We start from the raw sequence: 24,769 nt of genomic DNA, 5'->3' as shown, positions 1-24,769 counted from the left end.
ATTTATCCTTAATCTTGATTTTTAACAATAGAGCATAAACTCATATCGCCTTGAATGATTTTTAATAAATTTCCTTCTTTAAACATATTGCAAACTACAATAGGTAAAGCATTGTCTTTAGCCAAAGCAATAGCAGTATCATCCATCACTTTAATGTTATCATGCAAAGCTCTTTCATAACCTAACTCATTTAACATCACAGCATCGTCAAATCTATTAGGATCTTTATCATAAATGCCATCTACTTTGGTAGCCTTGATGATCATATCTGCTTGAATTTCCACTGCTCTTAAAGTTGCAGCTGTATCAGTAGTAAAATAAGGATTACCAGTACCACAGGCAAAAATAACTATGCGTCCTTTTTCTAAATGTCTATGTGCTCTTCTCATGATGTAAGTTTCACAAAATGCTTCCATTTGAATAGCACTTTGAACCCTTACATCAAGCCCAGCACTTTCTAATGCTTCTTGCATTGCTATAGAATTAATCACAGTAGCAAGCATACCCATATGATCGCCACTTGTTCTTTTAATCAAACCATCTCTAGCCGCAGATACTCCTCTGATGATATTTCCACCACCTATCACAATACCCACTTCCACATTTTCTTTAATTAAGCTTTTAATTTCAGAAGCTATATACTTTAAAATGGAATTTTCTATACCAAAGCCATTTTCCCCAGCTAAAGCTTCTCCAGAAAATTTAACCAATACTCTTTTTCTTTTATTATTCATTAAATTTCTCCTTATAATCTAAGAACTATATCAAATTTCGCATTAAAAAAAACTAATTTATTTTATCATTTCTAAAGGATTGATGTGAAAATTCTTTTGTGTAACCTCAAATGTTAAGTCACTTTCTACTCTTCCTATAATATAACCTTTTTTGATATTTCTACCAACTTTTACTCCAGGTGCAATCTTATCTAAATGTGCATAAATAGTATGAATGCCATCTTTATTTTCTACAATAACAACTTGTTTTAGAGTAGGCGTTGCTTTAGCAAAAACTACTTTTCCATCAAGCACATTCCTTACAGCAGCATTAGGCGTATTGCTTTTTAATACAACATTTTCATTATAAATTTTGATATTATAAATTGGATCAACATAATTTCCAAATTTTTGCTTTACAGTATAAGATTCTAATGGAGAGATGGTTTTAACACCGCTATAACGTTTAACACTACTTGTTTGATAACTCGAACCAACCTGCTTTACACTTGAACTGGGTTTTTTACTTTGTTCTTTTTTCTGCGCTAGCTTTTCTTCTTCTCTTTCCTTGATGATTTGCAATTTATTTAAAGTTTTTCTTAATTCTTGTTGCTGTGCTTGTAGATTAGAAAGTTTTCGTGTATAAATTTCCTTATCAGTTTTTTGTTTTGCAATCTCTCTTTCTTGTTTTTTTCTCAAATTTTTTAACTCATCAATTTGATCTTTGTAATTCTTTAAATTTGCATTAATTGTATTAATTTGACCTTGCTTTTCTTCTATTTTTTTACTGATATCTTCATAATCTTTTGAAATTTGATAAAACTTTTCTTTAAAAATTTTATCCAAAGCTCCAACCAACTCCAAGGCAATAATCGCATCTTCACTTTCGATATATTTTTCAGGTATCGCCAAATCATAGGCGAAATCTTTTGCTATCAAATCAATCAACTTACCTTCGATTTTATTTCTATTATGCAAAAGATCCTTATTTTGTATATTTAACTGTTCTAAAGCTTTAATTTGGGTTTTTACAGAACCTTCAAGTTTAGATGTTTTTGAATTTAAAACACTAATTTCAGTAGCAATTTTTTTAAGATTTTTTTCATTATCTAAAATTTCACTTGCTAAATCTTCTAGTTTTTTAGACAGTTGCTTTACTATGCGTTCATTTTCCTTAATATCTTTTTGTTTTTGTGCGATTTCATTAGCAAATAAAACAGAAAAAGAAAATAAAAAAAGCCATAAGCATTTTTTCATTTTCTAACCTTAAACATTACAAAATTAACACATGCAAAACACACACAAAGAATAGCTAAAAAGATCAAAAACAAATGCGTGAAAATATTGATCTTAGGTAAACTTATATCCACACTTTGTAAAGCTAGTTTAATAGCTTCAAGATCATATACTTGGGTAAAAAACAATACAAGCAGCAAAAACGCAACCAAACAATCAATAAAAACGATCTTATAAAGCATGAAAGATCTAAACCAAAATGGTGCTCCAAGCAAGCACATAATCTCAACTCTTTGCGTATGCTCAAAAAGCCATATTTTCATCTGTTTAAGTAATAAAACAAAACTAAGCAAAATAATAATAAACAAAACAAACCACAATAAAAATTTCACCAAAACCAAAAGCTTATAAATTTTTGTATGTGTTTTAGCAAAGGTTTCTACTTTAACTATGTTTGAATTTTTTAACAATTTTTCTTTTAAAACATTCAACTCATCTTCTGACAAAAGTTTATTAAGCTTCAAGGTATAAAATTTAGGCAAAGTTGCTTTTAAAACTTCAATATTCTTAGCTGAAATATCATTTTTTAATCTATCTATCATTTCGCTTGGATTTAAAATTTCTAAAGATTGAAAATGACTAACTTGATCTTCTATGTTTTTTTTATCCAAGTGATTTTTAGCTACCACAATGATATTATAGTCTTTGTTTAAAAGTTTCTCATAGTGCTCTATAGTTTTGTTGGTAATGATTAAAAACTCAAAAGCAAACATCATTACCATTAAAGCAAATATCAAAGAAAGATGATTTTTAAAAGATTTCATTCATTCTCCCATTTTCAATATTAAAACGACGATAATCTAATCTTAAATTAGTAGGAATTCTATGTGTAACAACTACCACACAAGTACCTAGTATCTCTCTTGCTGATTTTAGTAAAGTCCAAATAATATCTGAGGAGTACTCATCTAAGTTTCCCGTTGGTTCATCACACAAAAGCAACTTAGGATTATGCGCCAAAGCTCTTGCCATAGCAACACGTTGTTGCTCTCCACCTGAAAGTTGAGCTGGTTTTTTGTCAGCTTTAAAAGTTAAATTTACATGCTTTAAAAGCTTTGCTGCTTGCTCTTTGCATACATTTTTACTATAGCCTTTGATCATCAAAGGAAGCATTACGTTTTTTTCAACGCTAAATTCTTGTATCAAACGATAATCTTGAAAAATAATACCAATTTTTTGTCGAAGTTGTAAAAGTTCAGCATTAGATACTTCTGTTAAATCATTACCACACACTTTTAAATTTCCACCAATTGGCTCTAAATCTCCATAAAAAGATTTTAACAAAGTTGACTTCCCACTACCACTTTTTCCTGTAATAAAAACAAAATCATTATCTTTTAATGAGAAACTAGCATTTTCAATTACAAGCTCATCATAACCAAGACAAAGCTTTTTAGCTTCTATCATCACCGCATTTTCCTTATAAAAATATTTTTATAATCATTATATGTTGTATTATTTAGTATAAGAATACAATATTTCTCTTAATTTTTCTATAGCTTTTAGATTTTCTTTTGTCTTAAAAGGCTTATCAAAAACAAAATTAACTCCATTGCAACTTAAGTTAATATACATATGCTCAGGCTTATAAAAAGCACCAAAAGCAATCTTGATAAGAAGACTTTCATCTTTAAGATACATTTTTTCAAAATGCAAGAAAAAATCCTCCCCTTTAAAGACTTCATTTTTAAATTTCTCTTCAATACTTTTTAATTCTTTTGAATCAAAACATAGCTCTTCAATGGCAAATTTTTGATCTTTATTTAAAGCTTCACTCCAACCAAAACCACTAATGATCAAGTCATAAATATCTTTGTTTTGTCTTTTCCAACGATCTTCGTATTTACTTGAAATTTCTAAATTTTCATTTTTCTTAATCAAGGCTTTCAAATGAGAAAAATTCAAAAAAGTTTCTAAGGTAAAATCAAAATACAAAAAACTATCCGTTCTAAGCTCAAATTGACCACTTTCTTTCAAAACTCTAGCGCATTCATTTGCAAAATTTATCCCAACTACCCTACGATGAGGCTTTTTGTCCCAAGGTACAGGAAAATGCAAGAAAATTTTATCTACCAAGTTGGACTCAAGTACACTTAATAACAATCTAGCATCTGTTTCTATCAATAAAATATTATTTAATTTTTCACTCAAAGCAAGCTTAGCTACTTGCTCTAATGCAGGAGTGTAAATTTCTATACCGATAATCAAAACACCAGGGTTTTGTCTAGCTTGATAAAGCAAATGCCTACCGCTACCAAATCCAATCTCAATATAAATTTGCTTTTTATCTTGAATCTGTTCTAAAATTTCTTTAAGATCATTAGCAATCAAAGGCGTTTTTTGGATCAGCCTAGTATGTTTTAATGCTACAGCCTCGCAAACTACATCTTGAGTAAAGTTTTCTTTAAATACCAACAAAGCTTTTTGCAAATACCCAATTTGAGATGGTTTTGTGTGTTTTTCACCCTTAATTAGCCATGTGTGGTTTTTCACATCTTTTTTTATCTGCAAAAAAAAGTTTTCTTGCTCAATACGCGTAAAAAGCAAGTCTACATTTTCACCCTTGGCCATCCATAAAAATTCAACCCCTTCTTTTTCAAAAGGAAGTTGAATTTCTTTTAAAGTTTTACACTTAAAATTTGGCATTATTTCACCGCTGTAAATTTATCAGAAGCTTTAGATTCTATACCATTTGCATCAATAGCTATAACTTCATAGCTATAAACTTTACCTGGAGCCGCAGTGATATCTTTGAGTTGTTTAGATTTAATCTCTTTAAATATAGCATTACTTCCACCGCCACTTCTTTTTACTATATACTCCTTAGCCCTATCATCATTATCAACCCATTCTACTCTAATGCCATCATCTTCGACTGCACACAAAACAATGCTTGGAGCTAGTGGGGCCCCTAGGGTGATACCTTCTATAGGTTCATTTGCAATAGGACTTTCTAAGCCATCTTTATCCACCATACTTACTTTATAATATCTTTTTTCAGCCACGCCTTTAACTATATCTTCGTAAGTATTTTCAGAAGTTTTTGCTATTACACTAAATGGCAAAAAGGTATTTGAACTAGAATAAATTTTATAATAAGCAAAATCTGCATAATCAATTTTATCCCAAGTTAAAATGATCTTTCTTGGAGCATCTTTACTTGCTTGCAAATTGCTTACCATAGGAGGAAGTGCTTTAGTGGTAGATTCTACTATCTTGCTTGGGGCACTTTTAATACCATCATAAGTTAAAGCTATAATTCTATACTGAAAACTCTCATCAGGTTTTAATGAATCATCTATATATTCAGCACTTAAGCGATTTTTGATTTTAGCTAATTCTTTAAATTTCATATCTTTCATATTTGCACGTTCAATAACATACGCATTAACTCTCACATCAGGATGTGGTCTCCATACTAATTTTACACGATTTGGCAAACCTACAATAGCCTGCACAAAAGGCACTGGATCAATCACTCTATTAGTAAAAGCCTCTATACTCACACCATCTTGAGAAACTTGTCCAAGCTCATTAAAAGTTTTCATAGAATAATAATATCTTGTATTTGGCTCCAAATCTGTATCGGTATAATGTGTTTGAAACTTATTTTTAATTTTTGCTATAAGCTCCATAGGTGCACCAGCTGCATTTGCTCTATAAATGTAATATCCTGCTATATTTTGATCATACAATGGTTCCCATTCAAATGCTATACTAGTAATATCACTTATACTTTTAATACTTGAAATTTTTGGCAAAGTATCATTCACTTGAGCAATTTGCGGTGAACTCATCGTTGTACTACAAGCACTAAAAGCCAAAGCAGAACTTAAGATAATCCAATGAAGTTTTCTCATCTATCTCTCCTTGTGTAAAGTTTTCTTTTAAAATTTGATAAAAATCATCAAACATAGGAGCTTTTATAAACATCAACTCTTTAGTCCTAGGATGAATAAAATAAATCAAATACGCATGAAGCATTACTCTATTATACTTTATTTTTCCTTTATATCCGTATAATTCATCTCCTAAAATATAACGATTAAAATCAGCCAAATGCACTCTGATTTGATGGGTTCTTCCTGTGTATAACTTAGCAGCTAGCAATGAGCATTTTTCACCACTTAGCAAATTTACAAAGTCAGTTTTAGCGCTCTTAGCTAAAGTATTAGGGTGGTTTGTGGTAATTTTTTTAAGCCTATTGCTAGGACAACGCATAATAGCTTTTTCATTGCTCATTTTTTCATTTTTTAAAGGAAGATCGCTTAATGCCAAATAAAACCTTCCCATGCTTTTATCTAAAAGTTGAGCAGCTAAAAGTTGATGTGCTTGGTTGTTTTTAGCTATGACAATAGCACCACTTGTACCCTTATCTAGCCGATGTACAAGTCCTGCTCTATGCTCTCCATTTAAATTAGACAAAGCATAACCCTTACGCAAAAGCCAATCCACCAAAGTTGCTTCCTTAACACTGCTTGCACCATGCACAACAATATTAGGCGCTTTATTTAACACCAAAATATCATCATCTTCGTATAAAATTTCTATATCAAAATCAGGTTCATAAATTTCTTTAGCTTCTTTAATCTGAGGAAAAACTATGCCAATTTCATCTTTTTTTTTAAGTTTTTTTGAGTTTTTATTTTCTAGTTTTTCATTGATATAAACACAATCTTCTTTTATCAATCTAGCAACTTGAGAACGACTTTGTTTGAGTATTTCTGATAAAAAAATATCTAATCTTTCTTCACAAAGCGATGAAATTTTTAACATATTATATTTCCTTATGATAAAATTTGCAATTTTAGCATATAATTGCATAATATTTTGTAAAAGGATAGCCTTGATAAAGCTTGATAGAAGAATTTTAACACATTTTGATTTTGTACAACCTCTTCTTATATTGCCTATCATTGCCATATCATTTCTTTTAATATATGAAGCCAATATACGCTTAGCTGAAAAACAGCTTATTTATACCTTAGTGGGTTTTGCGGGCTTTGCATTTTTTTTCTTTTTGCCTTTAAGAAGATTAATGTGGCTCATACCTGTGCTTTATTGGATTAATATCATCTTGCTTGCAAGTGTTGATATTTTTGGTGTGGAAAAACTTGGAGCAAGAAGATGGCTTGAAATTCCTTTTACACATTTTACTATACAGCCTTCTGAAATTTTCAAGCCATCTTTTATCTTGATGCTAGCTTATTTGATTTATCAAAATCCACCACCACCTAATGGCTACGGTTTAAAACAATTTCTTAAACTGAGTTTTTATATTATCCTACCTTTTTTACTCATCGCAGGTGAACCTGATCTAGGAACAGCTTTAGTGCTTTTAATAGTAGGCTTTGGAGCACTTTTCATCATCGGGGTAAATTATAAAATTTGGCTTAGTATTTTTTTAGCTATAGCTATTGCTTCGCCTATTATTTACAGCGACTTTCTCAAACCCTATCAAAAACAAAGAATTCATGATTTCTTAGCCGAAGAACCAAGTTACCACGTAAAACAATCTATTATCGCTATAGGGAGTGGAGGTTTAAGCGGAAAAAAAGCAGATGAAGCCACGCAAACACACTTTAAATTTTTACCTATTTCTACAAGTGATTTTATTTTTGCTTATCTAACCGAAAGATTTGGTTTTTTAGGTGCTGTGGCGATTATATTGCTCTATACCTTACTCATTTTCCATTTGCTAAGTTTAAACTATAAACTCAAAGATGATTATTTTACTAGAGTGGTTACTAATTGTATTGCTTTGTTTATTTTTATATATGTTGCGGTTAATATCTCAATGACCATAGGATTTGCACCTGTTGTTGGTATACCTATGCCATTTTTTAGCCACGGAGGGAGTTCTTTTGCCACTTTTATGGTTTTCTTTGGAATTTTACAAAATTTAATTACCTTTAGATATTTAGCCATAGAAAAAGCAGTAAAAATAAAATTCTAAATTTAAATTAAGGAAATGAAGATATAATAACATTTTTATTTTAACTTCTGGCGGATTTATAGCTCAGTTGGTTAGAGCAACCGGCTCATAACCGGTTGGTCGCAGGTTCGAGTCCTGCTAAATCCACCATTTGTTTTTATTTTCAAGATATGATTTTTTAACAAACTATATTAAAGTCTTGTAAAAAGCTTTTATTTTCATAAAACATTTTTTTACTTTTACACACATATAATCATGATTGATTTTTCCATATCTAACTTTATAATAATTTCTTTTTTTTATAAACAAAACTGATTATATTATGATGAGCATCACCGTGCTTTAATATTTTCTAAAGCTTTTATAATTAAGTTTTCATTTTTAAGTTTTATTATCCAAACGACAGGTTTTATCACCACAGTAAAATTTTTGATTTTAAGATATCTTTTTAAAAATACATACTCTTTATAGAAAAAGCTTCTTAGGATGTTGATTAACATCATCATAAAAACTTCATTTTGTGAATTTGGGTTTGTAAAACCTTGATTTAAAAGTATACATCTACCCAAACTCAAAACAATCACATCGCCTAAACTCTTTAAAAATTGCCTTTATAAAACACACTATTTTCCAAAGTAATCACAAAGTTTTTACTATGATTAACAAACCACACACTTACTACTTTCTACCTTCCCTACTTCAACCTCACATTCATGATCACATTAGATAAAAATATACTATCTTGTTTAAAGTCTTTTGAGTTATATGCATTTTTTGATTGTATAGTTTGTATTAAAGTTGAAAGATTGTATAAACTTAAACCCTCTAATATATTTATAAGTTCTATCTTGCTTAAAGTATTAAAATCATTTAATAGTCTAAGATAATTACTTATAATAGAAGAAGAATTGATATTATGAAATACAATTTTATTTTTTATATCTTCTTTAATAAAAAATTGATTATTTTTTATATAAAAATAAGTTTTAAGATGATGATTACTTAATATTTGATTATAAAAACTTAAAAGGCTTTCTTTGCTATTTAAGTCTATAAAATTTAAAAATATATTTTCTTTTAATAATGCTTCTTGTAGTTGTTTTAAGTTTTTAAAAGCTTGATTTATACTAGAAAGATTTTCCAAAGCATAAATGGTGTTGTTATCTTTAGAAATTGTTCTATTAATGTTATATTGTAATAAAGGATTTTTATAAAGTGTATCACTATTGATTAAGATATTGATATAAAAAGATTCTTTTATATCAGTGTGCTTTTTAATATGTAAAAATTCTAAAATATTTAAAAAAGCATTAGGTATGTAAAATTGATCTAAACTAAGTTGTAAAAAATGATTCATATTATACATAGAAAAAATATCATTATCTTTAATCAAATCATCTTTATTTAGATTAAATAACATAACTCCACCAAAACCTAATAAGCTTAAATTTTTTAAATTCTCTAAAGCTTTTCTTTTTTCTAAATCAATTTGAAGTATTTTTTGCATTGTTTTTCCTTTCTTTAATTAACCTATACATAAACCATCTTCTATAATGATAGTGGTAGCTAGTATAGTTATGAAATTCATTATTTTTACTCTTTTATATTATGTTCTTTAGCATAAGCTTGTATTTTAGCTCGAAGTTCTTGCGGAAAATTATATCTATATATGGCAGGAATTCTTGGATCAAGGAGTTTATCAAGCTTATGTCTTTTATAAATAAATTCTAATCTTTCTGGACTAAAATAATAAGGTGCATTAGGATAGCCTTGTGGAGGAGTTAGAGCTGCTAGTTTGGCTTCTAGTATCATGGATTTCATGGTTAATTTTGCCGAATTTTCACTTCTTTCATTTCTAATATCTACATCATAATTAGTTTTCATTCCATTTCTATAAGCATACATTTTTTGATCAAATTCCCACCTACTCTCTGGAGTAGAATCTATATCCCTTGGATCTTTTAGCTTGCCTTTTAAAACATCATCATCTAAAGCCCTGATAATTCTACCTGTTTCATCATGTGTTATTCTGTATTTATTCACATCAATAATCCAATCCACTCCTATAAGTTCATCTAAGAAAGGAAGCATACCAAATTCATCATAAGGAGGATTTTTAGAAAAATCTTTTAGCATTTTCTCTCTTAAAGCATTAGTATGGCCTCCGCCTGCTAAGGCTACAGAAGAAGAATAAGTGCTAAGTTGGTGTTCTAAAGAAGGTTGATATCCTAGTTGTGCTGCTAGAAATAATGCTTGATAAGCTCTAGTAGTAAATCCTGTTTTCCATAATCCTCCTCCACCTTTTGCAAAGCCTTTTATATCTCCTAGTATCCCTGCTGCTAATTCCCATTCACTCATAAATAAATATCCATTACTTAAATGAGCTAAGCCTCTATTGCTTTCTACTTTTTTATAAAGTTCTTTATAATCTTCATTGATTAATTTTCCTTTTTCATCTACATTAGTATAAGCTTCATAAGGTATATCTATAACAGTACTTCTTAATCCACTTCTTATAACTAAATACTTATATCTTTCTCTTTTAGTTTTTAAAGATTTATAATAAGCTTTTTCTGCTTTAGTCCAAGGAGCTATGCTTCCTTTAATAGGATCTTTTAGATAAATACTTTGCCAATCTTTAAACTCAAGCAAAGTAGAACTTTGTCCTGTGTAAAGATTAGGATCTAAATATCTGGGTTGATAGTCTTTGTAGGGGGAGTTTTGTTTGATATTGTGTGCTTCAAACAAAGCTTTAGAATATTCTTGGGTGTATTTGCCCGTGGGCTTAATATTTTCTGAAAAATATATTTTATTTGTCTTTTTATCCACCTCTACCCCTCTTCCATTAGGAGCGTATATTATATAAATATCTTTATTATTATCACTCATTGTTTTTCCTTTCTTTAATTAACCTATACATAAACCATTTTTCATAATGATAGTAGTGGCTAGTCTACCTATCATTTTTGGTGGTTTTTCTTTTTCTTCTTTACTCTCTGTATTTTTTACACCATCCTCATCTTCTTCTATATTTTTATCATTAGATTTTTCTTCATTCTCCGCTACCCCCGCATATAAAGCCTTAATATTATTTTGCCCTATGGTATCTAAAGCCCTTAAGAAATTTCTATGTTTTAAAGGATTAGGGGTGTTGTTTGTTGCTTTAGTGTTAAATACATCATTATCCATATCTTCTAAATAATCCATACATTGATGATAAGCATCTATAGGATTTAAAGAATTTTCGCTCAAACCATTATCACAGCTTCTTTTATACTCTTCATACAAAGCCCTTTTTGCTTCATCGTTGTTAATAGCTTGTAGTTTTTGGTTATATTTTTGTATGTTTTCTTTTTGAGTTTTACTAAGACAATCAGAGATTAAAAAATCTTCTTCATGCTTTAGTTTTAAAAGCCTTGGTTTTATAGCTAAATCATGTAAATAAGAATAGGTATTAAAAAAGTCTATATCTTCTATGGTTTTTAAATCACTAGTTTTTGATCTTAATTCATCTAAACATAAATACGCAAAAAGTTTGTTTAAAAGATAATTTCTTACCCTTTTTGTGCCACCTACATCTTTATGGTAAATAAATAAAGCTTCTTTCTCTCCCAAACCTCCTGTTTGTAGCTTCCCCCCTGTAAACATAGAAGTAAAATTAAAAGAAATAAAAGTATTATTAATAAACATAGGATAAGAGATAAATCCTTCTTGTGTATTTGTAGGTTTTTTTGCTAAAACATAAGGAGGATTATATTTATGAGCAAAATTTAAAAATTGCAATCTTTCGTGTTCTTTTTTACTTTGTTCATATGCGGTAATCCATAATTGATTAATCAAATCTGTAATAACTGCTTGAGGTAAAGATATGAAAGATTCTTTGGCAATACTACGAATATTTTTTAAAGTAAAATTAAATTTATATTGAAAAATTTGTTTTTTGCTGATATTTGTTATATCTTTAAAACCATCACGATTTTTTAACTCTTTAAAGCTTGGATCATCTACTAGCATAATAGCTTCGTATTTGTTTTTATTTTTTTGCATATAGCAAAGTTCTAATAAAGCTATTTTATTTAGTCTTTTAAGTCTTTTGTTAAATTGTTCTTGATTTTGTATTTTAACCTTTTTCATTTGAATACTTGAATTCATCATCAAAAACAACAAATAACTTATACCTATACTTTCATAAAAAGCTTTTTGTGCTTTAAGGGTTAAAAAATTAAGAATGGTTTTACTAAGCAATTTAGCAAATTTAAATTCATCTGCTCTTAAAAAATCTGCAAAAGGAAAGAATTTATCTATAAAAACATCCATCATAGCCACTATAGTTTTTTGCGGATTATAAGGAATTTTATTTATATTATTTTTTTCTATATCTTTTATCAATTCATCAAGTTCATCATCGATTTTCTTGTTTGATATTTTCTCTTTTTCAATCAATGCGTTTATTTGTTTTAGATTATACTCCACTGCTTCATCTTGGGTTTGATGATTTTCACTTTGAGGCTCTATTAGGGAAGATAAAAACTGTCTATCTTCCTCATCACTAATTTCATGATCTTTTAATTGCTCTAAAGAATCCACAAATTCTTCTATACAAAAAATTTCATTTTTTGCGAGTTTAACCTTTTGTTGTTTTGAAAAACATAGGGGAATTTTTTCTTCATTTATATTTAAAAAGACATTGGTAGGAAGTATATCAATACTTTCTTCCTCTTCTATTTGTATACTTTCACAATTTGAAAACAATTTCCACCAAGCTTGGAAATCAGTTTGAATAAAAGAATAAAAATGTTTTATCGTATAATAAGTTAAAGCAAGTAAAATCACATCTGTGATAGTAAATACATTTTTCTTTACAAAACTCTCTCCTTTGTATACCACACCTGTGTAAGTACCTATTTTAGGCTGTGCAATATGGGTGATGCTATCTACATAAGTTCTTATGCATTCTATGCCTTCTTGAAAGTATTGCTTTTGTTTTTCTAAGAAAGTTTTTTTATTATTTGCTTGATAAAAAATAGATTGCAAATAATGATAATTATATATTTTATTGATATTGCTAGGATTTTTTATAAAATTCATATATTGAGATATATTTTCTAGATTGTCATCTGTAATATCTTTAAATAACTCTTCTTTTTCTTTTACTGTATCTTTAAAGCCTTGATAAGTTTGATAATTTAAACGAATAAAAGGACTTAAAGAAAGCACAAAGGCATCTTTTTCATTATCAATAATATCGATTTTATATTTACTATAATCTATCATTGCATCGTAGTCTTTTGGAGCTTTGATTAAAATATCATTTTGTGTTTCATCTTCTATGGTATCTGGATAAATGATGGTATTTTCAAAAATTTCTTCTGTGAGCTTTTGATGAAGTCCTGCATTATATTTTTGTGGAGCATTTGTAATGATAAGAAAATTTTTTGCATAATAAGATTCATTTTTTTCACTCTTTAAATCTTTTATGATTTGAGCTAGTGTAATAGAGTTAAAATACGGACTTTCTATATAGCTTAGTCTGTTTTGATCTAGGGACATTTGTTTTTTAAGTGCCTCTTTAATAGAATATCTACTATGCAATATTAATTCTTCTTTGGGGTTTTGGGTAATGAGCTTTAAGAATTTTTTATTGTGAAAATCTTTAAAAATTTCTTCGTTTGATTGAAGATAAATTGCAAGATCTTGCTTATGATATGCTGGTGATTGATTCCTTATTGTCCCAAAGCCTGAAAAATCAAAAAGAATTTTATTATCTATAATCAAAGTATAATGATCAATTTTGTTTTCAAAAAGAGTAAAAATATAACCAATATCACTTATGAGTAGTTGCACAATAGCATTATAAATAGCATAAGAGTATTTATCTTCACTCCACTTTGAAATTTCTTTATAAGCTTTTATCAACTCAAAAGCACTATCACTAATAACTAGCAATGGCTGTGTTTTTGTTAAAAAACTTTTCAATCTAAAGATATTGACAATACCAAGAAAAGCATTAATGATTTTCTTATATACAAGATTATAACCTTCTGCATGAATATCTTTAATATTTTGTATTAATTCATTAAAGACAAGCTCTATTTGTTCATTTAGTTTATACTCGTTTAATTTTTGATATTCATCGAATGATTTTAGTTTTTGAAGTATAGGGATTTTTAATTTCTCATTAATGCAAATGATTAAAGAATTAATATTTTTACTCTCTTTTTCTAGCTTTTGTGTCATAGCTTCTGAAATAGTTTGATTTTCAGATTTTTCCAAGGCTTTTACAAAATCATCTAAAATGCTTGTCATATCGCAAGATAAAGGAGTGATAGTAAGATTTGGGAGATTATTACTAAACTTATTAGAATCAGTAAATTTTTCATAAGAATAATCATAAATTTGAACTTTTTTTCCTTCATAAGCAGATATTTTAAGAGTATCATATAAGTATTTATCTAAACTATAATAACAATCCTTAGCGATATCATAATCTGTTAGTGCTAAATTCAGTATATTTTTTCTTGAAAAATTATTACAATATAAAACTATATTTTTAGCTTGTTTGCAATATTTATCTATCAAGTTTTTAAGATTGTTTTGATGATAAATATAATGGCAAGCAAATTCTTTGTTTTTCATTATCTGCCTTTAAATAAAATCATCTATTAATCTCTCCAATCCACCTTATAATATTACCTTTATCATCAATTTCTACTTCTAGATCTTTGTATTTGTTGTAAAATTTAGGAGCTAAGATTTCTTTGAAGTATTTTGTGCCTTTGGGGGTTGTTGCTACCCAGATATTGTATTGTGACCAATATTGTGGTGTATCCCAAGAAACATCGCCTAAAATAAGACTACTTCCATCCTCATCTAATATCTCGAGATCATCCAACTCCCTAATAAATCTTTCTTTATAAAAGAAATTATCTCTAAAATATATCCAAGCTTGATACTTATCTTCTTTATAATAAGATAAGTTTGAGGGATAATCTATTTTATTTCTATCTTCATCACAATAAGATCCAAAATCTATATATCCTGCTAGAAAAAGCTGCCCTAAAACATTAATATATTCACTTATATAGGTAGGTTTGGGTGTATTTAAAGAAAATGGGCTACTAAGATTATCAATATTGTAAGTATCTAACAAAATTAAATTATTACATTCCCACCTCGAGACACCTATGCTTTTTCCACAAATAAGCAAAATATAATATTCAAATAGTTCTAAAATACCGACCTTATCTTTTAAATGAGATGATATAATTAAAGTTGGATTAGCATAATCATTCTCTAAAAGCTGGGTTTTTTTCCATATATCAAAATCCATATCAGGAAAAAAAATAGCACACTTTTCGTTTTCATCCCATTTTATATACCTATATTTCATTTTTTATCCCATTTTCTATATGTATTGTTTTAAGATTTCCCCTTGGTTTATTGGAATTAATCTCTATAGTCTCACCCCCGCTTTTAGAAGTTTTCTTATATTGTATAATAGTTTGATCATCTAGTTTTCTCATATAAATCGGTTGTCCGTATTTTTTATCTACTTTATTTTCCAACTCTTCAGAATTTTTAGTTAACTTTTTCCATAATTTGTCTAATTCCTCTTTATTTTCAACTATTCTTCTACGTTTATCTCGAACATTTTTTGGCAGTTTATCTACTATCTGCAACACTTCATCCTTAGTCAATGTTCTAGGTTTTAAATACTCAGTATCTTTAAAAAATTGCTTTATCCCTCTTAAAGCCGGAACAAATGTATAACTCACATCTTCTAAAGGTTTATCATTGAGTTCTAATTGACTAGGAAATATTATCTCAATAAACTCTCCACTACCATCTTGTGTTTGTATTCTTATCACATTATCAGGGATGAGTTCTTGAGTATTGTTATAATTTTCATTAATGTGGGTTTGTGTGGTATTTATACCATCTTTTATATTATCACTTGTGAGCATATCTTTATCATTTGCCTTAAAATAATCCTTAGTTAAAATATTAAACGAACATACACCTTCATCATCAAGCCACTCATCTAAACCTTTGGCAATTTCAAACTCAATCTTTTGCATTTTAGCAGGGGTTAAAAAAAATCTATAATGTAGAATATTTTCTTTTTCTCGATAATCTTGATGATATTCAAAAAGCTCTTTAAAATACCCTGCTCCTAAATCTTGACATTCAGATTCTTTATAAGCACTTTTATAAACTTTAGCAATGTTTTTTGGAATAATAAAGATTAATTTTAACAAATGCACACCAAGTGTAATTTTACACTCTTTAAAGTCATAGTTTTTACTAAAGTCTTGTTTAAGAGTATTTAGTATATTGACATCATTTAAATCAAATAAATCGTTTTTAGATAGTTCTAATCGATCTAAACCTTGTTCGTTTTGATATAAAGTATCATTTAGATATAAATTAGTGATTAAAAGATTATCTTTTTGATATTTATGCTCTTTATAATACATTCTCAACTTAGGCTCTTTTAGCTTTGTTTGGTTTTTGCTTTGTTTTGCTAAGCCTTCCTTAGGATTAAAACTATGATCAAATTTAAACTTAGTAGGTACAAAGCTTACTTTTAAAGGATATCCTTTATCTGTGACACAAGCTGAGATGAGTTCTTGTAAGATTACATATTCATCATTGACTTTCTTTTGAGATAAAGAGCCTTTAACATCTACCACCTTAGTACAAGGATAACTTACCTTTCCCATGGTATTAGGACAACCACTTATGCTAGAATTAAGCAAATCACTTTCTAGCATAATAGGCACACCATCATCTTTAAAAGTTTTTCCTTTGTTTGATTGAAGCGTTACCTTGCCCCCATGGATACATTCTAGGTTTTGATTTTCTAAAAGGGCATGGAGCTTAGCTATAGCTTGTTTTTTATTTATTTGTATGGTTTTTTGTTCTTTTAAAGTGTTTGAAATTAAATCTTTATACTCTAAGCTTTGCTTGCTTAAACATTCTAATTTGATGTTTAAAGAATTTTCTATAATAGAATAATTAAGCAAGTAAAGTTCATCATTTTTATAAAAGATGCTAAGTTTTCCTTTGCCACTATTTTCATCTTTAGGAGAAAAATAATAACTAGGTGTATCTTGTTTTATAGTATTATCTTGATCTAATTCTCCAAAGTAAAAGGGATTATTAGGAAGTTCAGCAGAGCCTGTAAGCAATACACCTTTGAAATAAATTTTAGAATAAGTTAAATCAACATTTTTAGCCCTTAAAATTTCGCAATCAATCACTTCTTTATCATAAGCAAAAATTGTTTCTTTTACTTTTTCAAGAGACATGAATTTTCCTTAAATTTCTAGTTATTTTATGATAGCTAGAACTCCAATATTTATCGCTTTTTTCTCCTGCTAAAACATTAAAATAAAATTCATTTCTATCTTTTTGATATTCTTGTGAGATATTACCATAATCATATTTATGATAAAGCATTCTTGAAATCATTTCATCTTTAGGTATAAAAATAAAAGGATAAAATTTACTCACACTAAAATTATTATATTTCTGACTCAAATCTAAATCTTGTATCGCAATAGCTTCATAATCATTATCTGCTTTTAAAAGTTTAATTTGTCTATCTTTTCTATCGAAATAAATCAATTTAAAATCGCCTTTTATGCTTGTATTAAATTTTTTAGTGATAGATTCCAAACAAAAATCTAATTTATTATATATACTTTTAAGTTGAGAAATTTCATTATAAAATTTTTTAATACTTTCGTAATATCTTTGATTTTCTATATTTTTTTTACAAAAAGTTTGTGTTTTCTTTTCTAAATTTTCCTGATTTACATAGCATATATAATTATTATCTAGCATAGATCTAGTCCAAGTAATAAAAGCTCTTGCTCCTTTTACACTTTGTAAATTATCATCAATATTTTGAAATTTCAAAAAGATAGAGTGAAGAGATTTGATCAATCCAAAGATATCTATCAAATTTCCAGGCACTTTATATTTATCATCAATAAGCTCTATTCCTATATCAGAAAGTTTTTGAATAACCCAAGTAACGCAATTATTTTCAAGAAGCTTATAGGTAAATTCTTCATTGATTGGCTTTTCACTATTAGGTGTGATTTCTTTTGTAGTATTAAAATCATTTTTAATATTTGCAAGTAAACTTTCATATTGTTCTTTAGAAAGTTCTAAAGAACAGCGATTAGAAGGTTTGAAAGTTTGGGGGCTTCTTAGTTTTTTAATAATATAACAATTTTTATCAATATTGTTATCTAATACATATTGGTTATTGTTAAATACTTTACCAGGAGATCCTATAAGAGATTCTGCAACATTAGCAATTCCAGTTCCAAAACCCCAAAAATCATCATTGAATTCATTAGGTTCTTTAGCTTCATACCATTTTTGATCTATCATATCCCATTCTTTGTTTTTAAGACATTCTTGTCTTAATGTTTCATCTATTTTATCTAACTCATCAGGACTTTTATCTTTAGTAAGTCCTAAGAAAGCGTGAGTGAAATCTTCTCTTTGCCAGTAACACTGATTTTTAAAATCCAAAAAACATTCCACCAATGGATCAATATAAATCGTAACATAATATTTCATTTATAAAATCCTCCTAATAACTCAAATATATATACCATAGCCACTAAAAAAATATATCCACATAAAAAAGTTATTAAAATTCTCCAAGCTCTTAAAAAGATAAAAATTATAGGTGCAAAAATAAAAAATAAAATTTTAAAATTATAGATAAACTCATGATATTTCATATATATAAATATTAATATCACAAGCAACAATAATGCAAAAAAATTTTTAATATAAAGCATATTCAATATAAAAATAAATAGCATAAAAAATAAAATAGTGAATTGATCATAATTGTTACTGATATAAAAATATACCATAGGAATGATAAAAATCCCTACACTACATACAAACCAAGCAATTTGTCCACTTGATATATTGTCTATTCCTTTGCTTTCTAGTTTTGCTTTGAGTTTAGAATAAATAGGAATTTGCAAATTTACTCCTAATATAGATAAATTGTTTTATTATAACCAATCTACTTGATACTTTTAATTAATTTAAATTCTTTGTTTTTAAGATATTCTTATCTTAATGTTTCATCTATTTTATCTAACTCATCAAGACTTTTATTTTTTGGTAAGTCCTAAAAAGACATGGGGAATGTTCCAATCCATGGGGTGGATATAAATCGTTGCGTAGTACTTCATTTATAAAACCCTCTATTTGCTAACCAATAAGCTAAATACCACCAAAAACTATTTGCAAGTGCAAATACTATCCAAAAACTTAATTTATGAATTTTATATTTTATAATGTTTCTCTTTTCTAATAAAAACCAAATAGTAAAAAATGCAATATGACACAATGTAAAAAGCAAGGCATAGTCGCCAAATCCATTTAAAATATCCATATTTATTCCTATTAAATAAATAAATCTAATAAGATAAATAATTGGTAAAAAAATATGAAATAAGATATTATAGTCAATCCGCAACAAATAAAACAATCTAATACAAATTTAGCAAAATTAAATTTGTCATTCATAGATATTCCCTTACTATATATTGATTATTTTTTAACATCTTATTGCTTGTAACATTAGCAGAATTCATTTTAATTCCAAAACCCCAAAAATCATCATTGAATTCATTAGCTTTTTTGGTTTCATATCATTTTTGATCTATCTTATTCCATTCTTTATTTTTAAGATATTCTTGTCTTAATGTTTCATCTATTTTATCAAGATCAGTAGAAAATCTAGCTTCTATAATGGTAGCATAAGCTGTAGGATCTCCCTTATCTTTAACTACTTGAAATTTTCCATTTTTATCTAGAAACTTGACTTTTTCTTTTATCTCATACCCTAACTTTATCCCATCTGCATAAAGCCACAAAGGAGGAGTAAAAGCACTATCAAAAAAACCTTTTTCATCATTCTCATCGATTAAATCAAGCATAGCATAACTAGCATCTGCTATATCAGCATAGTCTTTGATTTGGGTAATAAGTTCTTTAGGATTCATCAGTAACTTTGTCCTGTATATTTTTCATCACTTTTTATAAATTTATTATTAGTAAAATAATGAAAAGATCCTCCGCCCAAACATCAAACAAAGAGCTATAGAAATAAAAATACTTTAAATATATAGACTTAAGAAATGACTTTTTTGTTTATTCTATCACAATGAATGAAAAAACTTTAGAAATATTTTTTAAATCAGAGAAAAAAGATATACAAGATTTGCAAATTATTTTTTATGATTATAAGTTGCTGCATTCAAAATCATATTGTAAAAATTTTAATCAATTAGAAGCTAATTTTATCGATTTGATAAGAAATAATTGGGATGATATAACAGGCTATATTGAAAAAGAAGAAGAGATGTTGAATTTATAGATATTCTTTTGATAGTGAAAAAGAAGCCATTGATAAAATGTTACAGATGAATTATGAACAAAAAATATAATGGAAAAGATATTAAAGAATATCTAACAAAAGAAGTAGCACTAAGAATCATCAAAGAAGAAAATCTAGAAGTGATTTGGCACGATGAAGCACTTAAACCAATACGAGCAGGTATTAAACACGATAAATAAAGAGATAAATATATTTCTTTTATCACTAATGCTAAAGCAGAAATTATAGAATACAGAAGTATTGGGTTTAATGGAGATAGATGCCGTGAAACTTTTAAAGAAATGCTTAACGATGAAAGTATAGTCCTTTATGTTCTTATCAATCGTGCCAGAATGATTAAACAAAATAGGATTAGCTTCGTATAAATGTTTTATGATTTAATATAATCTTAGCGAGTTAAAAACCCACAAGGTTTTTTATAGCTAAAAAAAGAAAAATCACTCTTCCTAGAATGGAAAATATTAATACAATAGGTGGGTAAAAATAATGAAAGATTATAAAGAGTCTTATTGTAAAAGCTAAGGAAATAAAAGTAAAACTACAATATGATAAAATTTTACTTGAAAATAAATACTATATTTTAAAGATTTTAAAATATCAGATATTAGCAATACACTAAATAGCATAAAAAATATCATTATGATTTTTATAGAAATTTTTATAAGCTATTTAAAACATCAAGGAATATAAATGAAAAAACCTTTTTATAAACTTAAAAGATTTTATATACTCTGTATTATATTGATCATAATACTTGCTGTGCTTGCAAAATTACTTTATTCTCCTTTATATACGATTTATTGGGGAATGTATCATTTTCCTAAAAAAGAACAAGAATTTAGAAATTTTGAAAAAATGACTTTAAATCCAAGTCCTAAAGATATGATTAAAATTGTAGATGATTATCAGCCTAAACTAGAAGACTTTAAAGATTTAAATGCAAAAATGCAAAAGGCTATTTTTGATTTTAAGGTTGCTAAATTATTTAGATTTGAGGATAGGTATTACCAAGCTTCTCTTCAAAATTACGCTAGAGTATTTCTTTCAGTGATAAGAAAAGAGCAAACCTATTTTAATTATCTTAATTTCATAAGTAATTTAAACTCAAATGAAAAACAAAAATACCTAAACTTAAGAGCCTCTACTAAAGATTTAGAAAAACAAATTTTTGAAGAAAAACTTAAATTTATAAAGCACTATGAAGAATTTTATGATTATTTAGATAGTATAGGCTATTTGGATAAGGGTTCTTGGTATAAAGCTATGGCTCTTTACTCAAAAGTATCAATTCAAGGAATGTTTTTACTTTATAACACCCAATTATGTTCTTTTGAAGACAAATTGACAATATTCAAACAAGCGAAAGAAAGTTACAGTATACTTAAAAAATTAGATACACTGGAATTTTCCGATGAAGAAATAAATAAAAAGTGGAAAAGTAATCATAAAGCAATGATAACCTTTATAGGTAATTATTTAAACAAAATCCAAAAGGCCTTAGATGAATGCAAATGAAATTAATACTAGTGTTCATAATGAAAACAATACCACTATTAACATTAAAGAAAGTATAAAAGAAGCTCTAAGAGAAAGACAAGAAATTGTAGAAAGTGATATAGAGAATACGATAAATGTCTATTTATAAAGAATGTGAAGTTTGTAAAACAAAAATCAATAAATTACAAAATATTTGGAATATATTCTCAGGCAAATTAGAAATAAAATGCAAAAATTGCAAAAGTAAATATAGTGTTTCTAATAAAGTTATAGATTGGGTGTATAGTATTTTTTGTGAAAATTTATTACTCTTTCCACCAATTGTATTTTTAAATTTCATATATTTAGGTAGATATTTTTCAAAATATGGATTATTTGAAATGATATGTTATTTATTAATAATCATTCTTTTTAGTAGAAAACTAATAAATATTGTTTTACTTTTTCTTTGTAGATTAAAAAGGCTAGAAAATGACAAATAAAGGATTGATGGAACATCTTAAGGATATTAAAGATAGTATTGTAGATATTATATGGAACTTTATAATTTTGGAGATTTTTTAGCTAGAATTTCAGGTTTTAGAGATTGGCAAGAAAAAATATTCTTAGAGCATTTTTATATTTTTAAAGCTAAAATGTTATTGGTTGCGAAGGGGAGATTTGAACTCCCGACCTTCGGGTTATGAGCCCGACGAGCTAACCACTGCTCTACTTCGCGGCATCATATGAAGTGGATGGGGTAAAGGGATTCGAACCCCTGAATGACAGGACCAAAACCTGTTGCCTTACCGCTTGGCGATACCCCAATAAATGAAGTAACATATTTTTTAAATTAAAAATGGTATTATATATTATTTTTTACACAATGTCAAGAAAAATGCTATAATATTTTTAAAAATATTGTTAAGGACTGATTTTATGGGATATATAAGTATAGAACAAGCTATAAAAGAACTTCAAGATGGTAAAATGTTGGTAATGGTAGATGCAGAAGATAGAGAAAACGAAGGGGATTTGATCTTCCCTGCGCAATTTAGCACTCAAGAAAAAATCAATTTCACCATCACTCACGCAAGAGGTGTAGTGTGTGTAGCATTAAGTGAGAATTTAGCTAAAAAATTTGAACTGCCTTTAATGGTACCCAAAAACACATCAAATCACGAAACAGCTTTTACTATCACTGTCGATGCAAAAAATGCCACAACCGGAGTAAGCGCTTATGAAAGAAATATGACTGTGCAAATTTTTGCTGATGATAATGCAAAAGCAAGTGATTTTGTTCGTCCTGGCCACATCAACCCTTTAATAGCAAAAAAAGGTGGGGTTTTAGAACGAACAGGTCACACAGAAGGCACGGTAGATTTGTGTCGCTTAGCAGGGTTAAAAGAAGCATGCGTGATATGCGAAATTGTCAAAGACAATGGAGATATGGCAAGAAGAAGCGATTTACTTGAGTTTTGTAAAAAGCACGCTATTAATATGATTACCATTTCAGATTTAATCGAGTATCGCTTAAAAAATGAAAGTTTGATCTCTTTAATCAAAGAAGAAGAAAGCATTCTAGCGGGTTTTAAAGCAAAAAAAATGACTTTTAAAGATCACAATGAAAATGAGCATATAGCTTTTAGCTTTGGAGTTTTAAGAGAATGTGAGAATGTTAAATTTTATCTTAGCGGGAGTGACTTTGAGCTTTTAACCTCTAATAAACTAAACGAGCTATTAAAACAGATTGAATTTTTAAGTCAAAAAGGTGGAGTGATTATTTTCATGAAAAACGAAAAACAAGAAAAAACGCAATTTAAAAACTACGGCATAGGAGCGCAAATTTTAAGATATTTGAAAATTTCAAAAATCAAACTTCTAAGCCAAAATACCGATAAAGAATTTATAGGCTTAAAAGGCTTTGGGCTTGATATTACAAGTAGTGATTTCAAAGTTTAAATTCTAAAAATTTAAACTTATCGCCAAAGTTAAACATCAAATTTTTACTTTGGTTGATAAAATTTTTATAAATTTTTGGCTGTGTATTTTTAGCTTGCTCGATAATTTCCTCTAAACCAAAATCAATAAAAGCTTGATTTTGGTTTTTGTATTCTACTATATCAAAACCCTCTTCTTTTAAAACTTGCATAAGATGGCTAAAATTTACATTATAAGTAATATCACTTTTAGCAAAAAAATCTTTTAAATTCTCTTCAAAAAGATTATATACTTGATGATTTTTATACATTCTAATGCTAATTTTTTCTTCTTTTTTTGCATAATCAAAACATGCAAAAGTTAATTTTTCACAGGCTTGTTTTAGTTGATATAAAAAAGGCTTATAAGCGACGCAAAATTCACTATGAGTGATAGCATATGCTTCACACTCTTTTAAAAACTCATCATTCATAGGCTTAAAAATAATATTAAATTCATCATCGACATATGCCATTGTTTTGTCTTTTATGAGTTCACATGCAAAACAATCAAACAATTCATTAGCATAAAAAAAAGCATTTTTAAAATGGCATTCACTTAAAGAATTACAAATTTTTACATCTAAATCATATGCATTAAAAAGTTTTCTTTGAACAGTCCTTAACTTTTCATGTGGCTCAATAATGTAGCATTCAATTTGCTCTAAAACATCTGGACTAAGTGTATAGAGTGCTTGTATAAAATCAAGCATTAAATGCCCCTCATTTGCTCCTATTTCTACAACTTCAACCGGTAAAGTTAATTTTTTATCATTGATAAGTTTTAAAAAATGATTAGCCAGTAATACACCAAAAAGATTTCCCACACTAACTACAGTGTAAAAATCTCCATTTTTGCCAACACTTACAGCTTGTGAATAGTATTTATTGATCCAACTTTGAAAAAACTCACTAAATGTTATCA

General features: G+C 27.9%; 22 protein-coding genes, 3 tRNA genes and 2 pseudogenes. 6 read left to right on the top strand and 21 right to left on the bottom strand.

Annotated features, from left to right (window positions below):
* Positions 1-8: 8 nt before the first annotated feature.
* Genes pyrH through A0083_RS03315 form a run of 7 tightly spaced genes read right to left on the bottom strand, consistent with a single transcriptional unit; the run spans position 9 to position 6,785 of the window.
* Complete coding sequence (gene pyrH, locus A0083_RS03345; RefSeq protein WP_197554209.1) at positions 9-734, bottom strand: UMP kinase; 726 nt, start codon at positions 732-734, stop codon at positions 9-11.
* 57 nt (positions 735-791) lie between these two features.
* Entirely contained in the window at positions 792-1,970 is a 1,179-nt protein-coding gene (locus A0083_RS03340) for a murein hydrolase activator EnvC family protein (protein ID WP_197554206.1), read from the bottom strand.
* Entirely contained in the window at positions 1,967-2,773 is an 807-nt protein-coding gene (locus A0083_RS03335) for an FtsX-like permease family protein (protein WP_120759412.1), read from the bottom strand. The genes A0083_RS03340 and A0083_RS03335 overlap by 4 nt, the downstream gene beginning before the upstream one ends.
* On the bottom strand, positions 2,760-3,416 hold the full coding sequence (locus tag A0083_RS03330; protein ID WP_197554203.1) for a cell division ATP-binding protein FtsE: 657 nt from the start codon (positions 3,414-3,416) through the stop codon (positions 2,760-2,762). The genes A0083_RS03335 and A0083_RS03330 overlap by 14 nt, the downstream gene beginning before the upstream one ends.
* A 48-nt stretch (positions 3,417-3,464) precedes the next feature.
* Positions 3,465-4,655 (bottom strand): tRNA (guanosine(46)-N7)-methyltransferase TrmB, encoded by a 1,191-nt coding sequence (gene trmB / locus A0083_RS03325; RefSeq protein ID WP_197554200.1) that lies wholly within the window; start codon positions 4,653-4,655, stop codon positions 3,465-3,467.
* On the bottom strand, positions 4,655-5,869 hold the full coding sequence (locus tag A0083_RS03320) for a fibronectin type III domain-containing protein (protein ID WP_197554197.1): 1,215 nt from the start codon (positions 5,867-5,869) through the stop codon (positions 4,655-4,657). The genes trmB and A0083_RS03320 overlap by 1 nt, the downstream gene beginning before the upstream one ends.
* Positions 5,823-6,785, bottom strand: a complete 963-nt coding sequence (locus A0083_RS03315) for an RluA family pseudouridine synthase (protein ID WP_197554194.1) — start codon at positions 6,783-6,785, stop codon at positions 5,823-5,825. Before A0083_RS03315 ends, A0083_RS03320 begins: the two co-directional genes overlap by 47 nt.
* Before the next feature lie 70 nt (positions 6,786-6,855).
* On the opposite strand from A0083_RS03315, the gene A0083_RS03310 reads away from it, so the two are divergent.
* Entirely contained in the window at positions 6,856-7,965 is a 1,110-nt protein-coding gene (locus A0083_RS03310; RefSeq protein WP_197554191.1) for an FtsW/RodA/SpoVE family cell cycle protein, read from the top strand.
* A 52-nt stretch (positions 7,966-8,017) separates the two neighbouring features.
* Positions 8,018-8,094, top strand: a tRNA-Ile gene (locus tag A0083_RS03305).
* A 182-nt stretch (positions 8,095-8,276) separates the two neighbouring features.
* Here A0083_RS03305 and A0083_RS03300 read toward each other — a convergent pair.
* The 11 genes and pseudogenes from A0083_RS03300 to A0083_RS08245 form a co-directional block, all read right to left on the bottom strand.
* Complete coding sequence (locus tag A0083_RS03300; RefSeq protein ID WP_197554188.1) at positions 8,277-8,528, bottom strand: hypothetical protein; 252 nt, start codon at positions 8,526-8,528, stop codon at positions 8,277-8,279.
* A 110-nt stretch (positions 8,529-8,638) separates the two neighbouring features.
* Positions 8,639-9,451 carry a hypothetical protein gene (locus tag A0083_RS03295; protein WP_197554185.1) on the bottom strand — a complete coding sequence of 271 codons (813 nt, stop codon included), beginning with the start codon at positions 9,449-9,451 and terminating at the stop codon, positions 8,639-8,641.
* Positions 9,452-9,537: 86 nt separating this feature from the next.
* On the bottom strand, positions 9,538-10,833 hold the full coding sequence (locus A0083_RS03290) for a hypothetical protein (protein ID WP_197554182.1): 1,296 nt from the start codon (positions 10,831-10,833) through the stop codon (positions 9,538-9,540).
* Positions 10,834-10,851: 18 nt separating this feature from the next.
* Entirely contained in the window at positions 10,852-14,580 is a 3,729-nt protein-coding gene (locus A0083_RS03285) for a hypothetical protein (RefSeq protein ID WP_197554180.1), read from the bottom strand.
* 19 nt (positions 14,581-14,599) lie between these two features.
* Entirely contained in the window at positions 14,600-15,334 is a 735-nt protein-coding gene (locus A0083_RS03280; RefSeq protein WP_197554177.1) for a hypothetical protein, read from the bottom strand.
* Entirely contained in the window at positions 15,324-16,970 is a 1,647-nt protein-coding gene (locus A0083_RS03275; RefSeq protein WP_197554527.1) for a hypothetical protein, read from the bottom strand. Before A0083_RS03275 ends, A0083_RS03280 begins: the two co-directional genes overlap by 11 nt.
* Before the next feature lie 274 nt (positions 16,971-17,244).
* The gene (locus A0083_RS08100; protein WP_232087573.1) at positions 17,245-18,543 is read right to left on the bottom strand and encodes a hypothetical protein; all 1,299 of its coding nucleotides are present in this window, start codon (positions 18,541-18,543) and stop codon (positions 17,245-17,247) included.
* On the bottom strand, positions 18,540-18,965 hold the full coding sequence (locus tag A0083_RS03260) for a hypothetical protein (RefSeq protein WP_039663824.1): 426 nt from the start codon (positions 18,963-18,965) through the stop codon (positions 18,540-18,542). Before A0083_RS03260 ends, A0083_RS08100 begins: the two co-directional genes overlap by 4 nt.
* A 209-nt stretch (positions 18,966-19,174) precedes the next feature.
* Positions 19,175-19,381: a hypothetical protein gene (locus tag A0083_RS03255; RefSeq protein ID WP_197554174.1), complete on the bottom strand. Its 207-nt coding sequence runs from the start codon at positions 19,379-19,381 to the stop codon at positions 19,175-19,177.
* A gap of 259 nt (positions 19,382-19,640) precedes the next feature.
* Positions 19,641-19,994: a hypothetical protein gene (locus A0083_RS03250; protein ID WP_197554170.1), complete on the bottom strand. Its 354-nt coding sequence runs from the start codon at positions 19,992-19,994 to the stop codon at positions 19,641-19,643.
* Positions 19,994-20,071 (bottom strand): annotated as a pseudogene (locus A0083_RS08245) (tRNA 2-selenouridine synthase); the annotation flags it as partial. The gene A0083_RS03250 and the pseudogene A0083_RS08245, both read right to left, overlap by 1 nt.
* Positions 20,072-20,369: 298 nt before the next feature.
* Between A0083_RS08245 and A0083_RS08240 the strand changes: the two are divergent.
* The 3 genes and pseudogenes from A0083_RS08240 to A0083_RS03235 all read left to right on the top strand — a co-directional run.
* A pseudogene (locus A0083_RS08240) lies at positions 20,370-20,754 on the top strand (hypothetical protein); the annotation flags it as partial.
* Positions 20,755-21,079: 325 nt separating this feature from the next.
* Positions 21,080-21,904: a hypothetical protein gene (locus tag A0083_RS03240; protein WP_197554167.1), complete on the top strand. Its 825-nt coding sequence runs from the start codon at positions 21,080-21,082 to the stop codon at positions 21,902-21,904.
* Positions 21,891-22,034 carry a hypothetical protein gene (locus A0083_RS03235; protein ID WP_197554164.1) on the top strand — a complete coding sequence of 48 codons (144 nt, stop codon included), beginning with the start codon at positions 21,891-21,893 and terminating at the stop codon, positions 22,032-22,034. The genes A0083_RS03240 and A0083_RS03235 overlap by 14 nt, the downstream gene beginning before the upstream one ends.
* A 494-nt stretch (positions 22,035-22,528) precedes the next feature.
* Here A0083_RS03235 and A0083_RS03230 read toward each other — a convergent pair.
* Both A0083_RS03230 and A0083_RS03225 read right to left on the bottom strand, forming a co-directional pair.
* Positions 22,529-22,604, bottom strand: a tRNA-Met gene (locus tag A0083_RS03230).
* Between the two features lie 13 nt (positions 22,605-22,617).
* Positions 22,618-22,692: transfer RNA gene (locus A0083_RS03225), tRNA-Gln, on the bottom strand.
* A 112-nt stretch (positions 22,693-22,804) separates the two neighbouring features.
* On the opposite strand from A0083_RS03225, the gene A0083_RS03220 reads away from it, so the two are divergent.
* The gene (locus A0083_RS03220; protein WP_120759423.1) at positions 22,805-23,827 is read left to right on the top strand and encodes a bifunctional 3,4-dihydroxy-2-butanone 4-phosphate synthase/GTP cyclohydrolase II; all 1,023 of its coding nucleotides are present in this window, start codon (positions 22,805-22,807) and stop codon (positions 23,825-23,827) included.
* Here the strand turns inward: A0083_RS03220 and A0083_RS03215 are convergent.
* Complete coding sequence (locus A0083_RS03215; protein WP_332089105.1) at positions 23,817-24,767, bottom strand: SAM-dependent methyltransferase; 951 nt, start codon at positions 24,765-24,767, stop codon at positions 23,817-23,819. The genes A0083_RS03220 and A0083_RS03215 overlap by 11 nt on opposite strands.
* Between the last annotated feature and the right edge of the window lie 2 nt (positions 24,768-24,769).

Source organism: Campylobacter sp. 2014D-0216, from assembly GCF_014931215.1.
In the GTDB taxonomy this organism is placed as follows: Bacteria; Campylobacterota; Campylobacteria; order Campylobacterales; family Campylobacteraceae; genus Campylobacter_D.
The sequence above is the reverse complement of the archived record's forward strand: the minus strand, read 5'-3'. Positions and strand labels throughout refer to the sequence as shown.